Genomic DNA, 19,409 nt, shown 5'->3' with positions numbered 1-19,409 from the left:
CATATGAAAATAACTGATGTTAAGGTATGGCTGGTGGAAGGTGTCAAGTATAACTGGACCCTGTTGAAAATTTATACGGACGAAGGTTATACCGGTGTGGGAGAAGCCACCAACTGGCCGGGAAGTCCTATCGTTTACCATGCCGCCAAACATGTAGGAGATCGTATAACAGGCATGGATCCTATGCGCACGGATTTCATCTGGACAAAACTTTACCGCGATCTGAACTGGATAGGTCCTTACGGAGCGAGTCTTTGTGCGATCAGTGGTATCGATATGGCTCTGCTGGATCTGAAAGCTAAAGTACTCGGCGTGCCATGTTATGAATTGCTGGGAGGCGCTTTCCGCAAGGATATTCAGCTGTATGCCAATTATTGGTTTACCGGCGGTGCGCATACGCCGGAAGATTATGCTGCGCAGGCATTACAGGTGAAAGCTGCCGGTTTCACCGGTTTGAAATTCGATCCTTTCGCCCATGTAAATTATTTTTATGGAGAGGATCTTTCCGCCAGTCTGAATCTTACGGCAGCACAGCAGGACCTGGCTTTTGAGGTAAGCAGGGCGGTAAGAGAGGCGGTGGGGCCGGAGTTTGACATTATGATAGAAACCCATGCCATGCTAAATTTCAGGGTGGCGGTGAAAATGGCGCAAAGACTGGCTGCCTTGGATATTACCTGGTATGAAGAACCGGTGGGGCCTGAAAGTGCAGATACCCTGAAAGCAGTGCGGGAGCGGCTGCCGGGCAATGTTGCCATTTGTGTGGGAGAGCGGCATTATACGCGTCATGGTATCCGGCAGGTATTGGAAAAGCAGTTATGCGATATTATTATGCCCGATATCACGCGTTGTGGCGGTCCGTCGGAAATGAAGCGGATGGCCACGATGATGGAAGCGTATAATGTTTTGCTGGCGCCGCATAATCCTAATGGTCCTTTGTCTACCCTCGCCAGTGCGCATGTATGTGCATCGGTACCTAATTTCTTCCGGCAGGAATTTATGTTTAATGATGTTCCCTGGAGAGATACTGTGATTGATCATCCTATCAAGCCGATGATCAGCAACGGGCACCTGCATTTATCGGACAGACCGGGTCTAGGGGTGGACCTGGTAGCTGCAGAAATGGAAAAACATCCGGGGATATTACAACCCCGGCCCGGATTTTATGTTTAGTAGATTATGGCATTACAAATATCATTAAGCGGAAAAGTAGTTCTTGTATCCGGTGTTACCTCCGGTATCGGAAAAGGTATTGCGGTGATGATGGGAAGGGCTGAAGCGAAAGTAGCAGGCTGCGGACTGGAGCCGGCCGACAGCCCCGCTGCCCTGGCTTTTCTGAGCGCAATGCAGGCGGCAGGCGCTGCAGCGATGTATACGCAAACAGATGTGACCGACGCTGCTCAACAGGAGTTATGGGTTGATGCCGCATTGGCTGCCTGGAGCAGAATAGATATCCTGGTATCCAATGCCGGTGCTAATTTTTTTGAAGGCGCCACTAATTGCACGGAGCCGGTATGGCAGCAGAATATGGAACTGAATCTTTCCGCTCACTGGCGCCTTTGCAGGTTATGCCGGCCTTATCTTGCAGCAAATGGTGCCGGCGTAATTATCATTATCAGCTCTAACCAGGCCTATGCCACGATGCCCGGATGCTTTCCCTACAACGTTACCAAAACCGCGCTTACCGGCCTGGTACGGGCCCTGGCCATTGAATGGGCGCCTGCGGTGAGGGTAGTGGGCCTGGCGCCGGGATTTATTGATACGCCGGGTAACCAGCAATGGTTCGCTTCTTTCAATGATCCTGCTGAAGAACGGGCGCGTACGGAAGCATTGCACCCGGTAAAACGGATTGGCACTGCGGAAGAAGCAGGAGCCTGGTGTGTATTTCTCGCCGGAGAATATGGCGGATTTGCCTCCGGTACCACTTACTTGCTGGACGGAGGAAGGTCGGCATTACTGCAGGATGAACATCCCTGAAAACTATTCATAAAAAAACAGCAGGGTGTATATCCTGCTGTTTTTTTTATGTGTCCGGATGAAAGGGAATGGATGATTAATGTCGTCCATGACCGCTGCCATGTTGCATATGGCCGCCCGACATACGCGATTGCGAAAAATGCTGCTGGCGAATGGCCATCTGCCGGTTGCCGCCATTATTGTTAAAATGATTTTCTCCCCGCGGCGCTGCGTTGAAGTGATTTTCTCCCCTTGGCGCATTAAAATGATTTTGTGCGCTGTTGTTGTTACCTGGTCTGTTCACGGCGGCAAAATGATTTCGCTCACCGTTGCTGTTAGCCGGTTTATTCACGCTGGCAAAATGATTTTGTGCGTTGTTGTTTGAATGCGCGGCTCCGTCGTTTGCACGATGAAATGAATTCGCCGGGTTACCGTGATTCACGGATGCCAGCTGGCGCCTGTCGTTTCGTGCTGCCTGTTCATGCGATACCTGGTCGGAAGTGGCTTGTGTATGCTGTTCCCGCATGGCTACCTGTTCTTCCCGGCCTGGTCTGGCATTGATACCGCCGGCTCCATTGAAACTGCTGCGGTTATTGATAACCGTTCTGTTATTGATGATGGTATTATTAACGTAGGTGTTATGTACTACCCGTGTGTTGATATTCGCATAGGCAGTGTTGTAATGATATACATTTCCCCTCCACATACCACCGTAGAATCCTGATCCCGTATAGCCGTAACCGTAGTTAACACCACCATAGAATCCAACATGAGGTCCCCAGTAACCGGCATGCCAGCTGTAGATACCGCCTATAAATCCCCAGTAGCCTGGTGTCCACAATACGCCAAAGCGTGGCGGCCGCACCCATACGCCCGGTATCCAGTAGTAGCCTGCCGGGCCGTAAGCCCAGTAGCCGGGAGTCCAGATATATCCATCGTATGGACAAGGAGGTTGTGTATACACGGGTAACGCAGGAGGAGCTACCCGGATGGATACGCCAACACTTACCTGCGCGTATGCTGTTGATCCGCTTCCTGCAACTGCTGTAAACAGCAGCAAAGCGATGATTATCTTTTTCATGGTTTGTTGTGCTTATTCCAGGTATTGGACGGGATAGCGGAACGGAAGTTTAAAAAACAAACCAATAATGCGCGCAACAGGAAGTGTATAAGAAGGGATGAGCTTTACGAACCTTGTTACAAAATTGTCAGGTTCTTCGCCTTATAAGCCTGTAGTTCCGGGCTTTCTGCCGGCAGTTCGGTAATAAGATAATGGATGTCCTGCAGGTCTGCTATTTTCATTTTCATAGAAGAATTTAATTTCTCGGAAATAGCAAGGATGGCAACTTTTTCTGTGGCCTTGATCATGGCTTTTTTAACCTGTATGGTTTCCCAGTCTGAGTCTGTTAAACCGTTTACCGGGTCTATAGCGTTGGTACCGATAATACAGAGATCGGCTTTTATATTTGAGAGGTATTCAAACACTTCACCACTCACCGTCATCTGGCTATAGGCAGAAATTTGCCCGCCTATTACAATCGTCTTTATCATAGGCTTATCCAGGAGCTCTACTGCCGATAACACGTTTACCGTGATAAAAGTGGCGCGGAGTGTAGCCGGAATTTTTTTGATAAATTCCCGGATGGTGGTGCCTCCTCCAATCAGTACAATCATATCGTCGCGGAGCAGCTGCAGCGTTTTTTCCGCAATCACCAGCTTGTTGTTCTGGGCATATGTCTGCGACTCATGTCCGTAATGATAGGCAATAGACATCGCTCCCCCCTTGATCTTCACTACTTCCCCGTCGTCTGCGAGTTCATTCACATCACGACGGATGGTATCCTCTGATACATTGATCAGGCTTACCAGCTCCGTATAAGTAATACGGGTGTGGATGTTTACCTGCTGTATAATTAACTGTTTCCTTGCCTTTTTGGTAAGCGAAACAGGAGGAAGCTGATCCTGGGTGTTAGTACTATCCATAGCGTTGCGACGATTCAAAAGGTGATGATACTTAAAAATCCCAGCATTTACAAAGATTCGGACTGCCGGGTAAAATAATACTAGCGCAAAAATATAGGATCAGTCCTGATTTTGCACTTTTATTACAAAAAATAATTTTTCTGCAAATAATGTAAATTATTAAATATTTAATTATCAATGTATTAAGTTGATAATGATTTCTTGTGGATGCATAATTTGCAATTATTTATTGCAAAAAATTTGCAAAAATGATTGAATTGTCTATTTTAGAGCAGTATTTCCGCATTATTTGAAAGAACTATCAACCAAACCACAATGATGAAAAATGTCATAAAACTGGCAACTTTCACAAAACTAATACTGCCTGTAGTCGGCCTGCTGTTTTGTTTTGGAAGTTTTGCACAGGTACCTGCCAACAAACCATCACCCATTTCCGGTACGGTAAAAGGTCCGGATGGACAGCAAATTATTGGCGCCACCATTTCCCTCTTATCTGCAAAAGGTGTGGGCGCTGTTACCGATGCCACGGGTAAATTCACTTTGAATATCCCGGCTGCACATACCGGAGATATTACCCTGGCGGTTACCTATATAGGATATGAAAGGAAGGAAGTAAAGGTTGCGCCGGGACAAACCCGGATCGCCATTCAGCTCGACGTAGCCTCAAAAGCGTTGGGAGAGCTGGTGGTAACGGCTTTGGGTATCAAGAAAGATAAGAAAGCGCTGGCCTATGCCGTTACAGAAGTAAAGGGAAGCGAATTCACCCAGGCCCGTGAAATCAATGTGGCAGATGCATTGACCGGAAAAATCGCCGGTGTGAATGCTGCCAGTCTCGCTTCCGGTCCCGGCAGCTCCAGCCGTGTCATCATACGCGGTACGGGTTCGCTGAACGGAGAGAGTCAGCCGCTGTATGTGATCAACGGGATGCCCATCGATAACACCACGCAAAGCGTGCCGGCCAGCGGTAACGGGGCCATCGGGCTGAACAGTGACCGCGGCGATGGTATCGGGGGCATCAATGCCGACGATATTGAAAGTATCACCGTGTTGAAAGGAGGCCCTGCTGCCGCGCTTTACGGCGCCCGTGCAGCCAACGGCGTTATCCTGATCACTACAAAAAAAGGGGTTCAGCGGAAAGGTATCGGTGTAGATTACAACTCCACCTTTACTGCAGAAACCCCTGCCATCATTCCCGACTGGCAATACGAATATGGTTCCGGCCAGAACGGCGCCAAGCCAACAGACAAAGCATCTGCAATCAGCGCAGGCCGCCTGTCCTGGGGACCAAAAATGGATGGCAGCGATGTGGTACAGTTCGACGGTGTAAGCCGTCCTTATTCTCCGCAAAAGAATAATATCAAAAACTTTTACCGCACGGGTAATACGTTTACCAATACCGTATCGCTGTCAGGAGGAGATGACAACACTACGTTCCGCGCTTCTCTCTCTGATATGAACAATCATGGCCTGGTACCCAATCAGCACCTGAATAAGAAAATATTCTCTGCCAGCGTAAACTCCAACCTGAGTAAAAAACTCAGCGTAGAAGCCTATGCGCAGTATAATATCGAAAAGGCGGAAAACAGGAGCGGGGTGTCTGATGCTCCCGGTAACCTGAACTGGAGTACCTATATGCTGGCCAACACTGTGGATATACGCAATATGAATCCCGGCTATGATAAAGATGGAAATGAAGTGAAATGGAATCCTTCGGACTTCGCAGGGAATCCTTACTTCATTCTTAATAAATTTCAGAACAATGATAACCGCAACCGCTTTATCGGGAACCTGAGTATCAAATATAATATCCTCGACAACCTGTTCATCCGTGGCCGTGTAAACCACGACTATACCAACGCCGGTTATGTAGGCGTGGTACCTACCGGTACCGCCTATGCGTCTGACGGGTTCTATGCGCAATCCACTACTGCCATCACAGAAACCAACGGGGAACTAACGCTGAACTACCAGGCTAAACTGAGCCGCGACTTCGGATTAACAGCTATGGCTGGCGGCAACCAACGCAGATCAAAATCGGATGCGGTGATTTTTGATGGTAAAGGTTTCTTCGAACCGGGTTTTTATGATCAGTCCAATGTAAAAAACCTGAGCGTGAAAAACGTTAACCAGCACCAGGGAACCAATTCCCTGTTTGGCTCTGTGGATCTGTCTTTCAGGGACCTGCTCTTTATATCCGCGACCGGCCGTAACGATTGGTTCTCTACGTTGTCTGCAAAAAAGAATAATATTTTTTACCCTTCCATAGGTGCCAGCTTCCTGTTATCCGAGGCGGTAAAAATGCCTTCCTGGATCGATTACGCCAAAGTAAGATCATCCTGGGCACAGGTAGGTGGCGGCGCGCCCCTGGCCTACGCGCTGAACCAGACTTACAGCATGGTACCCGGTGGCGGACATCTCGGTCAGCCGTTGCAAACACCAACGCAAACAAATGGGGTAGGCTCCGGGTTGCTGATCGCTCCCAACCAGGACCTGAAACCATTTACCTCTACTACCGTGGAAGCAGGCATCGAAGGCCGTTTCCTGCATAACAGGTTATCTGCCGATCTGACGGTATACAACCGCAAAACAACAGACGATATTATGCAGGCGGCTATCTCTCCAGGTTCCGGTTATAACTACGCTTATCTGAACGTAGGCGAAATGAGTAACAAAGGAATTGAGCTGATGATATCCGGTACACCCGTAAGAAAAAAAGATTTCTCCTGGGAAGTAAGCTTTAACGCTGCCTATAACAAAAACGAAGTACTGAAACTTAACGACGGCCTGGATAAACTGCAGCTGGATGCAGCAGTGAACAGCTACGCTTTCCTCTTTGCAGAAGTAGGTAAACCCTACAGTATGATCAAAGGATTTGGTGCAAAGAAAAATGCACAGGGCCAAACCATCTACAATAAAAACAACGGCTACGAAGTAACAGAACAGAAAGATCTCGGAACAGGTATTGCTCCGTGGACCGGCGGTATTACCAATAGCTTCCGCTATAAACAGTTTAACCTGAGCTTCCTGATAGATGGCAAGTTTGGTGGTTATGTTTACTCTGGTACAAACCTATACGCCACACGCTTTGGGCTGAACAAGCTGACATTGCCGGGAAGGGAAGACGGATTAACCGTAACCGGTGTGGATACAGATGATAAGCCGTTTACCAAAACATTTACTTATACCACCGGGTTGCAGCAGTATTATGACAACTTCAAAAATATCTCCGAAAAATTTGTGTATGATGCGAGCTTCATTAAATTAAGACAGGTCATCCTGACCTACAACATTCCAACGAATGCTCTGGCTTTTGCAAAGGTGCAGTCAGCCACCGTTTCATTCGTAGCAAGGAACCTGCTCATCCTGTACAAGAACGCACCTAACATCGATCCCGAATCGGCCTTCAGTAATGCCAATGCACAAGGCTTTGAGATGTTCGGTGTACCCCGTACCCGGAGTTATGGTGTAAACCTGATGGTAAAACTGTAGTTCACTCTTAAAAATATTATTCATGCAACGATTGGCCAGATATAAATTTATTTTACTCCTGGGGGCAGTATTGGGACTGTCAGCCTGTGATAAAGGGTTTGAGGAACTCAATACAAATCCGAATGCATCTACCACACCTAACGTGAACTTTCTCTTTACACAAAGTTTACTGAAAGGAAACCTGGTGTATGACAGAACGTATTTCTATACTTCTTATCTCCATTGCGGAAACTATATCCAGCACTTTTCTATCGCTAAGGAGATCGGTGGTTCAGGCGCCGGTGATAAATATGCGGTGAACGACTTTTACCAGAGCTTTTACTATCGCTATATTTATACCAACGCGATTCTCACGCTGCAGGAAATTATCACAGCGCTGAAAGCACCGGAGAAAGCGGCCGATAACATAAATAAACTTTCTGCTACCCGTATCTGGAGAGTATTGCTGATGCAGCGTATCACCGATCTTTACGGAGATGTGCCTTATTCAGAAGCCACCCAGGGAAGAAACAGCGTATTCCTGCCAAAATATGATGCCCAGGCGGATATTTATGTGGATATGCTGAAGGAACTGGATGAAGCTATCAAAGCTTTTGATACCAAACCTGGCGCCGTCACTTATGGCGCTGCTGATCTGCTATACGGTGGTGATGTAGCCTCCTGGAAAAAATTTGGTTATTCGCTGATGCTGAGAGTGGCCATGCGTACCACCAAAGTTACGGACGGTAAGGTGGTAGCGAAAGACTGGGTGCAGAAAGCAGTGGCAGGCGGTGTAATCCTGAATGCTGCTGAAAATGCAGTGCTGCGTTACAGCAATGGTCCGCAGCAATATAACAACAACCCCGTGGCTTTCGAACTCGTAGGACAGGACTACAGCCTGAACTCCCACGGCGCCGATAACATAGAATGGGGTAAGTACAGCAAAACATTGATCGATTTCCTGAAAACGAACAGTGACCCGCGTTTGGGAGTAGTATCTGTAGTGTGGAATAATAACGTGCCGGATACAGCCGCCGCTATCCAGAAAGGAATGCCTAATGGCAGCGATAAAAAGACCGCAGATTTTGTTACCTATTCCGAGCCTAATCCTGCTACCGTTTTAAACAACGCTGCTCCTTTGCTGGTGTTAACGAATGCGGAGACCAATTTATTACTGAGTGAAGCGTCGCTGCGCGGCTGGATTACCGGCGATAAAACACAGTATTATAACAACGGCGTAACTGCCGCGTTAAAGAACTGGGGGCTGTTTGGTCCTGCCGGTGTAATAGCAGGCGCGAAGATAGATAAATATGTAGCAGATCATCCGCTGAATGCCGGAGGCTCTTTCGATGCGCAGATGAACCAGATCCATACACAGTTCTGGGCAGCATTATTGCTCGACGAGCAGGAAGCTTATGCCAACTGGAGACGCACAGGCTTCCCGGTACTGACGCCGGTAAATTATATAGGTAATGCCACCGGTGGTACTATACCACGTCGCTTACCATATGCTGTGGCGGAACAGGGCATAAACGGTGCACATTACCGTGAAGCAGTAGCACGACAGGGCGCAGATTTATTAACAACCAGAATTTGGTGGGATAAATAACCATGAAAAGAGTATTGCTGATATCATTATTGATAGGTGTTTGCAACACCGCCATGTCACAGGGAATCAAGGCTGCCGCGAAGGCAGCCTTGATTCCTTTGCCTGTAACAGCTGTTTATAATACCGACAGCTTTTTTATAACACCACATACCCGTTTGGTGGCGGATCCCGGCAATGAAGGCGCGCTGGCTTTATTACGGAATTATATCTCGGAGGCGACAAGCGGAGCGCTTGCACAAACGGAAGCGGGTGCTGCGCAGACAACGCCCGCAATAGTATTACATACGGATACGCTGCTGGTACAACAGCCCGAGGAATACCTGCTGCATATTACCGGCAAACAGGTGCTCATCACCGCGTACGATGCTGCCGGCATCGTACATGGTATTGAAAGCCTGCGGCAGCTATGGCATCTGAAAGGCGCGGCACAACTGGCATTGCCGGGAGCGGTGATACGTGATTACCCCCGTTTTGGCTACCGCGGAATGCATCTTGATGTAAGCCGGCATTTTTTCCCGGTGAGCTTTATCAAAGCATTTATCGATCAGCTGGCGTTGTATAAGATCAATAATTTCCACTGGCATCTGACAGATGATCAGGGCTGGCGCATAGAAATAAAAAAGTATCCTGCATTACAGTCCGTGGCTGCATGGAGAGATCAGACAATGATTGGTCATAAGAAGGAGCTGCCCCATCGCTTTGATGGTAAAAAATACGGCGGCTATTATACCCGGGAAGAAATCAAAGCAGTAGTGGCTTATGCCACGGAACGACATATCAACGTGATCCCTGAAATAGAGATGCCCGGCCACGCGCTGGCAGCGCTCACGGCTTATCCTTCGCTGGGTTGCACCAAAGGTCCTTATAAAACCGCGCAGTTCTGGGGAATATTTGATGATGTGTTTTGTGCCGGAAACGACAGTACGTTTATTTTCCTGCAGGATGTGCTGGAGGAAGTGATGGAATTGTTTCCATCCGCGTATATCCATATAGGTGGGGATGAATGTCCGAAGGTAAGATGGGCGCATTGCCCTGCCTGTCAGCAGCGTATGCGGCAGGAACACCTGGCGGATGAACATGAGCTGCAAAGTTATTTTATCCGCAGGATCAGCAATTATGTACAAAGCAAAGGAAGAAAGATAATCGGCTGGGATGAAATCCTGGAGGGTGGACTGGCGCCGGGTGCTACCGTGATGAGCTGGAGAGGTGTGGAGGGTGCTGTAACGGCGGCTAAACAGCAACACCATGTGATTATGACACCGGAAGACGAATTGTATTTTGATCATTACCAGTCGTTGTACGCCGAAGAGCAAACAGCGGCAGGAGGTTATACGCCGCTGGAAGAAGTGTACAATTATGACCCCTTACGGGCTGCCGGAGATACGGCGCTGCTGCCGTATATTGCAGGGATGCAGGGACAGGTATGGAGTGAGTATCTGAACACTATTCCGAAGGCGCAATACATGATCTTTCCGCGGATGATGGCGATGGCGGAAAGGGCCTGGTCGCCGCAAACGGTGAAGGACTTCAATGATTTCAGCCGCCGTTTGAAAGCGCAGTATCCGCTGCTGCAACAGCTGCATATCGCCGCCGCAGATAATTTCGAAGAAATTAATTTTACGGCCGATAGTCTCGCTCCGGGGCAGTTGTATATTTCTCTTCATACAACAGATCCTGCCGCGGTGATCCGTTATACGACTGATGGCAGTACACCCGGTCAGCGCAGCAAGTTATACCGGCAGCCTATACAACTTACAAAAAGCAGTACTGTTAAAGCGATGCTGTACCAGCAGGGGCAACCAACTCACCGGTTATTTCATCAGTCATTCGGGATAAATAAAGCAACGGGAGCTGGTATTACACTAAAACAGCCGCCCAATACTAAATTCAGCGGTGATGCCAGCTTGCTGGTAAATGGTATTTCAGGATCGGATCGCTATAACGATGCGCAATGGCTGGGTTTCAGCGGCAGAGACCTGGAAGCAGTAATTGACCTGGGAACTGAACAAACCATCCGGGAAGTAGGCGCAAATTGCCTGAACTATCATTGGCAGCGTATGTGGGCGCCTGTTTCCCTGGAATTTGAAGGATCTGCCGATGGCATACACTATGCCCCGTTGGCAGCAACTACTTCGTTCCCGGTAAACGGTATCAACAAGATACGGCTACCCCTGAAGCCAGTGAAAGCCCGGTTTGTAAAGGTATTGGCGCGCAACAAAGGAGTGATTCCTCCCGGTGAATATGGCGCCGGAGGCAACAGTCAGTTGTTGGTGGGGGAAGTAGTAATAATAGCTGTTAGCCATTAGCTGTTAGCTTTTAGTTAATGCAGCGAACCAGCTGTTAGCTTTTAGTGAATGGAGCGAACCAGCTGTTTAGCTATAGTCATTAGCTTTTAGCAAATGCAGCGAACCAGCTTTTAACTATCAGCAGTTCGCTTTACCAATTACAGCAAAAAACTTTTCATTATTAACCTTTTAGTTGTCAACATTTGGCAAAATGTACCGAACAAAACTTCCAATTCGCTGCATTTGCTAAAAGCTAACTGCTAAAAGCTAAAAGCTATTCACACTTATGCCCTTTTTGATTGTCTTGCTATGCATGCTGGTGCTCATTGTTTTGTTGACCTGGGGAAAACTGAATGCGTTTATTGCCTTCCTGGTGGTATCTGTACTGGCGGCTTTGTTGCTGGGTATTCCGGCCGACAAGATCCCCGCATCCCTGCAAAAGGGTATAGGCGATACCGTTGGGGGATTGCTGAGCATTATCGTGCTGGGAGCCATGTTAGGTAAGCTGGTGGCCGAGAGCGGGGCTGCGCGTCAAATCGCGAATTCGCTGATGCAGGTGTTTGGCGCGCGTTATATGCAGTGGGCTTTGTTGACAGCAGGATTTATTATAGGGATCCCGTTATTTTACGGCGTTGGTTTTGTGCTGATGGTGCCGCTGATCTTTTCGGTGGTATACCAGTATAAGTTGCCGGCGGTATATATCGGTTTGCCAACGTTGGCGGCGTTGTCTGTCACGCATGGTTTTCTGCCGCCGCATCCTTCTCCCACAGCGCTGGTAACGCAATTCAATGCCAATATGGGGCTCACGCTGCTGTATGGTTTGCTGGTAGCAATACCTGCTTTGTTACTGGCGGGACCGTTTTTTGCACGGTATCTCAAGCATATTCCGGCGGCGCCATCACCGCTGTTTCAGCAGCAGGAGGTAAATGAAACATCTTTGCCGGGAAAAAGTAATAGTTTTATGACGGCATTGTTGCCGGTATTTTTACTCATAATAACTACCTTACTGACTCATTTTTTCAGCGAAGGGAGCGCGGAGGTCAAACGTTGGATATTATTTGCGGGAGATGCCCAGATCGTGATGTTGTTTGCTTTGCTGATCGCCACTTTTACATTGGGTGTTTTTCAGCAGATACCTGTAAAAAAGATCATGGGTATATATGCAGACGCGATCAAAGATATTGCGATGATCCTGATGATCATTGCCGGCGCGGGCGCGCTGAAACAGGTACTGGCAGATAGCGGGGTAAGCCTGCAGATCGCGGAAGCGATGCAGTCGTGGCATATACCGGTGCTGGTATTGGGCTGGTTAACAGCGGCCATTATCAGGGCATGTGTGGGATCAGCTACGATTGCCGGTATTACGGCGGCAGGTATGATAGCGCCGCTCATGGTACAGGCGCACGTAAATCCAAACCTGATGGTATTGTCGGTAGGAGCAGGCAGCCTGATGTTTTCGCACGTGAATGATGCAGGCTTCTGGATGTTTAAGGAATATTTCAATTTAAGTATAAAAAATACCTTGTTGTCCTGGTCGGTCATGGAAACAATAGTAGGTACGGCAGGACTTCTCGGCGTGCTTATTTTAGAAAGGTTCGTATAAGGTATTCTTCTCCGGAAAAATAAAAGCGGCATAATCAAATCAAATAAAAAAAGAAAACTAAAACAGCAACTATGGAAAACAATCATGCAGAAGAGAAATTAGCGGCCCTTGGATTGGTACTGCCACCGGCGCCGTCGCCATTGGGTGTTTACAAGCCTTGCCTGGTAGATGGTAAATACCTGTATCTCTCCGGTCATGGCCCTGTGCAGAATGATAAATCACTGATCATAGGACGTATTGGAGCCGCGCTGGATATGGAACAGGGCAAGCTCGCAGCCCGGCAGGTAGGTTTGACAATGCTTTCTACAATTAAAACCCATATCGGCAGCCTGGATAAGGTAAAACGTGTGATCAAAGTATTGGGTATGGTAAACTGTACACCGGATTTTGAGCGTCACCCCTATATTATCAACGGTTGCAGCGAACTGTTTGCAGCTATCTGGGGAGAAGAAAACGGCGTAGGTGTGAGAAGTGCCGTAGGATTTGGTTCCCTGCCGGATAATATCCCGGTGGAAATAGAAGCTTTGTTTGAACTATACTAGACAGCTGTTGATTTGTATATTTGGATATTTAGCGCGAAGTTTCGGAAAAGGATTACTTTTTGAAATAATTCACAGAATATCCAGATATCAAAATAGATAAATGATGCAAACACCGGGTGGTAACAAGGATCTTCGCATAACGGCCTTCGGGGAGTTTTTGCTGCGACTGCACAGTAACGCAGGCAAACGGTTTCAGCAAACAGACGGGTATACCGCTTACTATGCCGGCGCCGAAGCGAATGTATGTGTGCTGCTGGCAAGGTTGGGTATGCAGGCGGATTATATTACCCGCGTGCCCGACAATGATCTGGCAGCCGCAGGAATACAACAGTTGAGAAGCCACGGTGTGAATACAGACAGGATACTATATGGTGGTGATAAACTGGGACTTTACTTTACAGAAGCCGGTAACAGCATCCGTCCTACAAGAGTGATCTACGACAGGGCGGGAACAGCCTACGCTGAATTACAGCCGGGACAACTCAACTGGAAAGAGATTTTTGAAGGCAGCCATTGCTTTCATTGGTCCGGTGTGGCAGCAGCAGTATCTGCAGGCGCCGCCGATGTTTGCCGGGAAGCGCTGGAAGCCGCTATGGAAGCAGGAATCAAGATCTCTTCAGATTTTAATTATCGCTCCAAACTATGGAAGTATGGTAAACATCCATCTGAGATCATGCCGGGGTTATTGCAGTACAGCGAAGTAACAGTAGCAGATCTGGATGCCGTGAAAATATATTTTGATATTAATACAGATCCTGCACTGACGCTGGAACAACGGTTTGAACAATGCTATGCTGCACTGCAACCGCATATGCCCCGTCTTAAAACACTGGGTATGAGCTTCCGGCAGGTAAAGGATCAGCAGCTGTGGTATACCGGCGCGCTGGCACAGGAAGGACGTTTTTACTATGCGTCCGGATTTGCACTCACGGACATCACCGACCAGATCGGCACCGGCGATGCCTTCACCGCCGGGATGTTGTATGGTTTAATGAATGGTTATCGACCGCAGCAGGTCATTGATTTTGCTACCGCCTGCGGGGTAATTAAACAAAGTATTCCGGGCGACTGGGCCATTGTGAGCCGCGGAGAAGTGGAAGAACTAATGAACAACGGGATGTCCGGAAGAATTGCACGCTAAATAATGATATAGTTATGTTTACAATAGATGCACACCTGGATCTGAGCATGAATGCGCTGGAATGGAACAGAGACCTGCAGCAGCCGGTAACAGCTATCCGCGCCAGGGAGGCCGGACAAACAGATAAACCGGACCGCGGCAAAGGCGTGGTAGCCTTTCCTGAATTGAGAAAAGGCAACATCGGCCTGGTGGTAGCCACCCAGATAGGCCGTTATGTAGCGCCGGACAACCCTTTGCCCGGCTGGCATTCACCCGAACAAGCCTGGGCACAGACACAGGGACAACTGGCCTGGTATAAAGCCATGGAAGACGCGGGGGAAATGGTGATGATCAAAGACCGTAAAGGACTGGACAAACACCTGCTTCTCTGGAACGATGGTACCCCCAACGATCAGAAGCCAATTGGCTATATCCTGAGCCTGGAGGGAGCCGATTCTATCGTTAACCTGAAATACCTGGAACGTGCCTATAATAAAGGGCTGCGCGCCATCGGGCCTGCCCACTATGGCCCGGGACGTTATGCCAATGGTACCGATGCTACCGGACACCTGAATGAACAGGGCAGGCAGCTAATCAAAGAAATGGAACAGCTCCACATGATCCTGGACGCCACACATCTCTGTGATGATGCCTTCTGGGATGCCATGGAAATATTTAATGGCTCCGTTTGGGCCAGCCATAACAATTGCCGGGCGCTGGTTAATCATAACCGGCAGTTCAGCGACGATATGATCAGGGTATTGATTGAGAAAGGCGCCGTGATTGGGGGCGCCCTCGACGCCTGGATGATGGTGCCGGGCTGGGTTCGGGGCCAGTCCTCCCCGCAGGAAATGGGCTGTAACCTGGAAAAAATGATCGATCATATGGATCATATCTGCCAGATTGCCGGCAACTCCCTCCATGTAGGAATTGGCACCGACCTCGATGGCGCCTTCGGCAAAGAGCAATGCCCTTATGATCTCGAAACCATTGCCGATATGCAGCAATTACCCGCCCTGCTGTCGAAAAGAGGCTACAGCGCTGCCGATATAGAAAATGTTATGCACGGCAACTGGTTGCGTTTCTTACGCAATGCGTGGCGCGACTGATGCGGATTCTTGTCTTGCCCAGGATTAGATTGATTTTAATGATTTATAGGATTATTATTTTTTTGATAGTTAAAGATTAAAAAAAGATTGTAGGAGATATAAGCGAATGTTTCCTTATATCTCCTACAATCTTTTTAAATCAAAAAAATAATAATCCTATAAATCATTAAAATCAATCTAATCCTGGGCAAGACAAAAATCCGCTCAACATTTTGTAATTTGCGCGGATGAATTTTCTCGAGGTATCCAACATCAGCAAACAACAGCACGGCGCTTATATTCTAAAAGATGTCAGCTTTACTCAACAGCAGTTCCAGAAAATTGTGATTGCCGGTGAAACCGGTTCCGGTAAAAGCACACTGATGAAAATAGCCGGTGGCATGGCACAGGCCGACTCAGGAACCGTGATGTTTGAAGGGAAAAGAGTAAAAGGCGCCCTGGAAGTACTGATACCAGGACACCCGGGAACAGCCTACCTGTCGCAGCATTTTGAACTGAGAAATAACTACCGCGTAGAAGAGATTCTCTCGTATGCCAATAAACTCACCGATGAAGAGGCCGCAGAAATATATGATATCTGCAAAATTTCCCATCTCCTGAAAAGAAAAACAGACCAGCTATCCGGTGGTGAAAAGCAACGCATCGCGATGGCCAGGCTCCTGATATCCTCTCCCAGGTTGTTTTTACTGGATGAGCCCTATTCCAACCTCGATATGATCCACAAAAGTATCCTGAAAGGCGTGATCAGCGATATAGGTGAACGGCTGGGGATTACCTGTATGCTGATTTCCCACGATCCGCAGGATATCCTGCCCTGGGCAGATGAAATATTGGTCATGAAAGAAGGAGAAATAGTGCAGCAGGGATCTCCGCAGCAAATTTATAACCAGCCGCAGAGTGAATATGTGGCCGGTTTATTTGGTAAATATAACCTCATTACCCCCGGCAACGCCGCCATACTGGAGGGTTTGCCAGGCGTTACGCTGAACGGTAAAAGCATTTTTATCCGGCCTGAGGATTTTAAAATAGTGCGCACAAAGAAAGATGCAGTAAGCGGTAAGATCGTAGATCTCAGCTTCTATGGCGGCTATCTTGAAGCGGAGGTAGCCCTGGGTAAAACGCAGGTAACTATTAAAACCACTGATACCCGCCTGAAAAAAGGCGCCGCCGTAAATGTAGGGCTGACACCGGAAATGGTGTGGTACCTCTAGAGCCTGATCCCTCATGATTTATTTCCCGGTAAAGCCGGTATAAGGCTTGTTACGCAGCATGACAAAGGTTCTGTCATAAGATACGGCATAATGCACGATCACAACAATCGCCATCCAGAGACCTGCCTCTGGGCGGCCAATTTCCCGTAATCCGTATACCGCGAGTCCAAATAATATCCATTCCAGTAACAGTCTTGCTGTGCCCGGAATAGCCACCGGCGCAGGTTTGGGGTCGTTCGGGATGCGAAAAACACCCCACAGCGTTGCCGCCGCCAAGGGAAAACCCACTGCCAGCACATATGCCAGCCAATGACTGCCCAGCTGCCAGCCCCAGCAACTCAATACAATCAGCATAATTATTTCAAGGAGAAAGCGTATGGCCAGGTTCACGGGATGGGTATTCATCGTATAGTTTGTTTCAAAATAAATATTTTTCTGCTATCTTAACGACTTCCTGCTAATAAAAATTGTTATGAAAAAAATTCTGGTGTTGTTATGCCTGGCGTTATTGTCTGTGACGTTCACCCTCCGCGCTCAATCGCCGCAACGGTTTGAAAAAGATATTCATACCATTAAAGAGTTCGACAAAATGTATGCACCGCCGGTACATCCTATCCTGTTTACAGGCAGTTCCTCCATCAGGAAATGGGATGACCTGGAGCGGAATTTCAGCCGCTATGTGGTGCTCAACCGGGGCGTTGGCGGCGCTGTTACCAATGATATTACTTACTATGCAGACCAGATCGTTTTTCCTTATCAGCCCAGGCAGATCGTTATCTATGTAGGCGAAAATGATTTGCCGGCTGCTAACGTAAATGCAGATACGCTGTTGCAACGTTTCCGCATGCTGTATACAAAAATCAGGAACAAACTGCCCACTGTTCCATTGATCTATGTTTCCATTAAGCCGAGTCCATCCAGGGCTGCGTTTTTTGAAAAAGCAAAACAAACCAATGCATTGATCAAAGGTTTCCTGGCAACAGAAAAAAATACCGTGTATGTCGACATCTACCAGAAAATGCTGGGTAAAGATGGTCAGCCCCGCAGGGAGTTGTTCCTCGAAGATATGCTGCATATGAACAAACAGGGATATGCGATCTGGGAAAAAGCAATTCAACCTCATTTGTTACGCAGATAAAATATTGCGTTTAGCCGTTTTGTCCTGCTTACAACGGAGCAGCAGTTTATACCGGCCCATCAGCGGTAACTGAACAGGCGTTTTAATAAAGTAAACGGGGGCCTGGCAACAAAAGGTCGGGTAAAAGGAAAAAAAAGTATCTTGCCACCGGATTAATACACCTTTTATTACGCATGATACTGGACACACTGCAGAATGCCCATCTTTATTACCGCCTGGGAGTTAAATTTATCAAGGCATTTGAATACCTGGCACAGACAGACCTGGCCGGCCTCGAAAAGGGGAAGTATGAGATAGACGGAACTAATATTTTCGCTATTGTCAATGAATATGATACCGTGGATGCTGCCACGGAACAGATGGAATCACACAAAAAGTATATTGATGTACAATATATCGTGTCGGGGTCTGAATTGATCGGGCACGATTTCCTGCAGGATCAAACGCCTTCGAAGGCATACGATGAAACGGCCGACTACCAGCTGTTTGCCGGGCATCCCGTGTTTTTCTCCAGGCTGGAAAAGGGGATGTTCGCCATCTTCTTTCCGGGCGACCTGCACATGCCTAACATACAGGTGAGTACACCAATGCCTGTAAAGAAAGTTGTTATTAAAATAGCCGTTAGCTGATAGTTTTTGGCGGCAGCGTTGCCCGGGAACAGGACCAACGCCGCCAGCCAGCCTCATTATCCCGATTCCACTTTATGTAATAGCTAATGCCCGATGAACAATGAGCAACCAACACCATCCCGCGATGACTTGTTTGCCGGAACGCCGGCAGACGAGACCAACGCAAATATGCTTTTATGGAACCGCGTCCGTGAAAATGGGCAGGACGCGCTGGTAGATCTGTATGAACGCCTGTATTTCAGCCTGGTAGGTTATGGTATCCGCATCTGCGGAGATGTGGAAATCACCAAAGATGCCATCAACGACATGTTCCTCGAAATATGGGACCAACGGCATAAACTCCCGCCGGTAGGCAATGTAAAAGCCTATCTGTTTACTTTCCTGCGTCGTAAAATTTATGCCGCCATCCGGCAAACAAAGAAATCCAGTGAAGTTGACGGAGCTTTTGCTGATACTGCCGACCATGAACTTTCTTATGAAGAAAGTATCGTAGCGGTGCAGACTTCTGAAGAAATAAAACAAAAGATAAAACGTGCCATGGCCACGCTCACTCCCCGTCAGAAAGAACTGGTACAACTCCGCTATTTTGATGGGCTCAGCATGGAAGAAGTGGGCAAAAGGGTGGGCATCACCACTAAAACAGCCTACAATACCCTGGGCGCGGCCCTTAAGAGCCTGTCGGCCGAGCTGATGGTAGCCTTGATCATCAGGTGGCTCCAGTAAAAAAACTTTTTTTGAAAAAAGTTTGGATTTTTTTGG

General features: G+C 48.0%; 16 protein-coding genes. 13 read left to right on the top strand and 3 right to left on the bottom strand.

The genetic code is table 11. The features are described from left to right. Positions 1 to 3 precede the first annotated feature (3 nt). A complete protein-coding gene (locus KE626_RS16850) occupies positions 4 to 1,170 on the top strand; it encodes a mandelate racemase/muconate lactonizing enzyme family protein (protein WP_211974091.1) in 1,167 nt (388 codons plus the stop codon). A 6-nt stretch (positions 1,171 to 1,176) separates the two neighbouring features. Continuing rightward, the gene (locus KE626_RS16845; RefSeq protein WP_211974090.1) at positions 1,177 to 1,974 is read left to right on the top strand and encodes an SDR family NAD(P)-dependent oxidoreductase; all 798 of its coding nucleotides are present in this window, start codon (positions 1,177 to 1,179) and stop codon (positions 1,972 to 1,974) included. Positions 1,975 to 2,050: 76 nt separating this feature from the next. Here the strand turns inward: KE626_RS16845 and KE626_RS16840 are convergent, their stop codons facing one another. Next, positions 2,051 to 3,034, bottom strand: a complete 984-nt coding sequence (locus KE626_RS16840; RefSeq protein WP_211974089.1) for a YXWGXW repeat-containing protein — start codon at positions 3,032 to 3,034, stop codon at positions 2,051 to 2,053. A 116-nt stretch (positions 3,035 to 3,150) separates the two neighbouring features. Then, positions 3,151 to 3,936, bottom strand: a complete 786-nt coding sequence (locus KE626_RS16835; protein WP_211974088.1) for a DeoR/GlpR family DNA-binding transcription regulator — start codon at positions 3,934 to 3,936, stop codon at positions 3,151 to 3,153. 315 nt (positions 3,937 to 4,251) lie between these two features. Between KE626_RS16835 and KE626_RS16830 the strand changes: the two genes are divergently transcribed. The 8 genes from KE626_RS16830 to KE626_RS16795 all read left to right on the top strand — a co-directional run bounded on the left by KE626_RS16830 (position 4,252) and on the right by KE626_RS16795 (position 16,883). Next, positions 4,252 to 7,425 (top strand): SusC/RagA family TonB-linked outer membrane protein, encoded by a 3,174-nt coding sequence (locus KE626_RS16830; protein ID WP_211974087.1) that lies wholly within the window; start codon positions 4,252 to 4,254, stop codon positions 7,423 to 7,425. A 22-nt stretch (positions 7,426 to 7,447) separates the two neighbouring features. Beyond that, entirely contained in the window at positions 7,448 to 9,013 is a 1,566-nt protein-coding gene (locus KE626_RS16825) for a SusD/RagB family nutrient-binding outer membrane lipoprotein (RefSeq protein ID WP_211974086.1), read from the top strand. 2 nt (positions 9,014 to 9,015) lie between these two features. Next, positions 9,016 to 11,319, top strand: a complete 2,304-nt coding sequence (locus tag KE626_RS16820) for a glycoside hydrolase family 20 protein (RefSeq protein ID WP_211974085.1) — start codon at positions 9,016 to 9,018, stop codon at positions 11,317 to 11,319. 265 nt (positions 11,320 to 11,584) lie between these two features. Continuing rightward, positions 11,585 to 12,901, top strand: a complete 1,317-nt coding sequence (locus KE626_RS16815) for a gluconate:H+ symporter (RefSeq protein WP_211974084.1) — start codon at positions 11,585 to 11,587, stop codon at positions 12,899 to 12,901. 71 nt (positions 12,902 to 12,972) lie between these two features. Further along, positions 12,973 to 13,443 carry a RidA family protein gene (locus tag KE626_RS16810; RefSeq protein ID WP_211974083.1) on the top strand — a complete coding sequence of 157 codons (471 nt, stop codon included), beginning with the start codon at positions 12,973 to 12,975 and terminating at the stop codon, positions 13,441 to 13,443. Between the two features lie 100 nt (positions 13,444 to 13,543). Beyond that, a complete protein-coding gene (locus KE626_RS16805; RefSeq protein WP_249207511.1) occupies positions 13,544 to 14,584 on the top strand; it encodes a sugar kinase in 1,041 nt (346 codons plus the stop codon). Between the two features lie 14 nt (positions 14,585 to 14,598). Beyond that, positions 14,599 to 15,672, top strand: coding sequence for a dipeptidase (locus KE626_RS16800; protein ID WP_211974082.1), 1,074 nt, complete (start codon positions 14,599 to 14,601; stop codon positions 15,670 to 15,672). Positions 15,673 to 15,899: 227 nt separating this feature from the next. Further along, positions 15,900 to 16,883, top strand: a complete 984-nt coding sequence (locus tag KE626_RS16795; RefSeq protein WP_211974081.1) for an ABC transporter ATP-binding protein — start codon at positions 15,900 to 15,902, stop codon at positions 16,881 to 16,883. An 18-nt stretch (positions 16,884 to 16,901) separates the two neighbouring features. Here KE626_RS16795 and KE626_RS16790 read toward each other — a convergent pair whose 3' ends face one another. Then, a complete protein-coding gene (locus tag KE626_RS16790) occupies positions 16,902 to 17,288 on the bottom strand; it encodes a YrdB family protein (protein WP_211974080.1) in 387 nt (128 codons plus the stop codon). Positions 17,289 to 17,355: 67 nt separating this feature from the next. Here KE626_RS16790 and KE626_RS16785 point away from each other — a divergent pair, with 67 nt between their 5' ends. The 3 genes from KE626_RS16785 to KE626_RS16775 all read left to right on the top strand — a co-directional run bounded on the left by KE626_RS16785 (position 17,356) and on the right by KE626_RS16775 (position 19,373). Further along, positions 17,356 to 18,021 carry a GDSL-type esterase/lipase family protein gene (locus KE626_RS16785; RefSeq protein ID WP_211974079.1) on the top strand — a complete coding sequence of 222 codons (666 nt, stop codon included), beginning with the start codon at positions 17,356 to 17,358 and terminating at the stop codon, positions 18,019 to 18,021. Positions 18,022 to 18,194: 173 nt separating this feature from the next. Beyond that, positions 18,195 to 18,650, top strand: a complete 456-nt coding sequence (locus KE626_RS16780) for a NanQ anomerase/TabA/YiaL family protein (RefSeq protein ID WP_211974078.1) — start codon at positions 18,195 to 18,197, stop codon at positions 18,648 to 18,650. A 93-nt stretch (positions 18,651 to 18,743) separates the two neighbouring features. Next, positions 18,744 to 19,373 (top strand): RNA polymerase sigma factor, encoded by a 630-nt coding sequence (locus KE626_RS16775; RefSeq protein WP_211974077.1) that lies wholly within the window; start codon positions 18,744 to 18,746, stop codon positions 19,371 to 19,373. The last annotated feature ends 36 nt before the right edge of the window (positions 19,374 to 19,409 follow it).

This window comes from Chitinophaga hostae (genome assembly GCF_018224885.1).
Lineage (GTDB): Bacteria > Bacteroidota > Bacteroidia > Chitinophagales > Chitinophagaceae > Chitinophaga > Chitinophaga hostae.
Note: the sequence above shows the minus strand (reverse complement) of the source record. Positions and strands in the feature narration are given on the sequence as shown.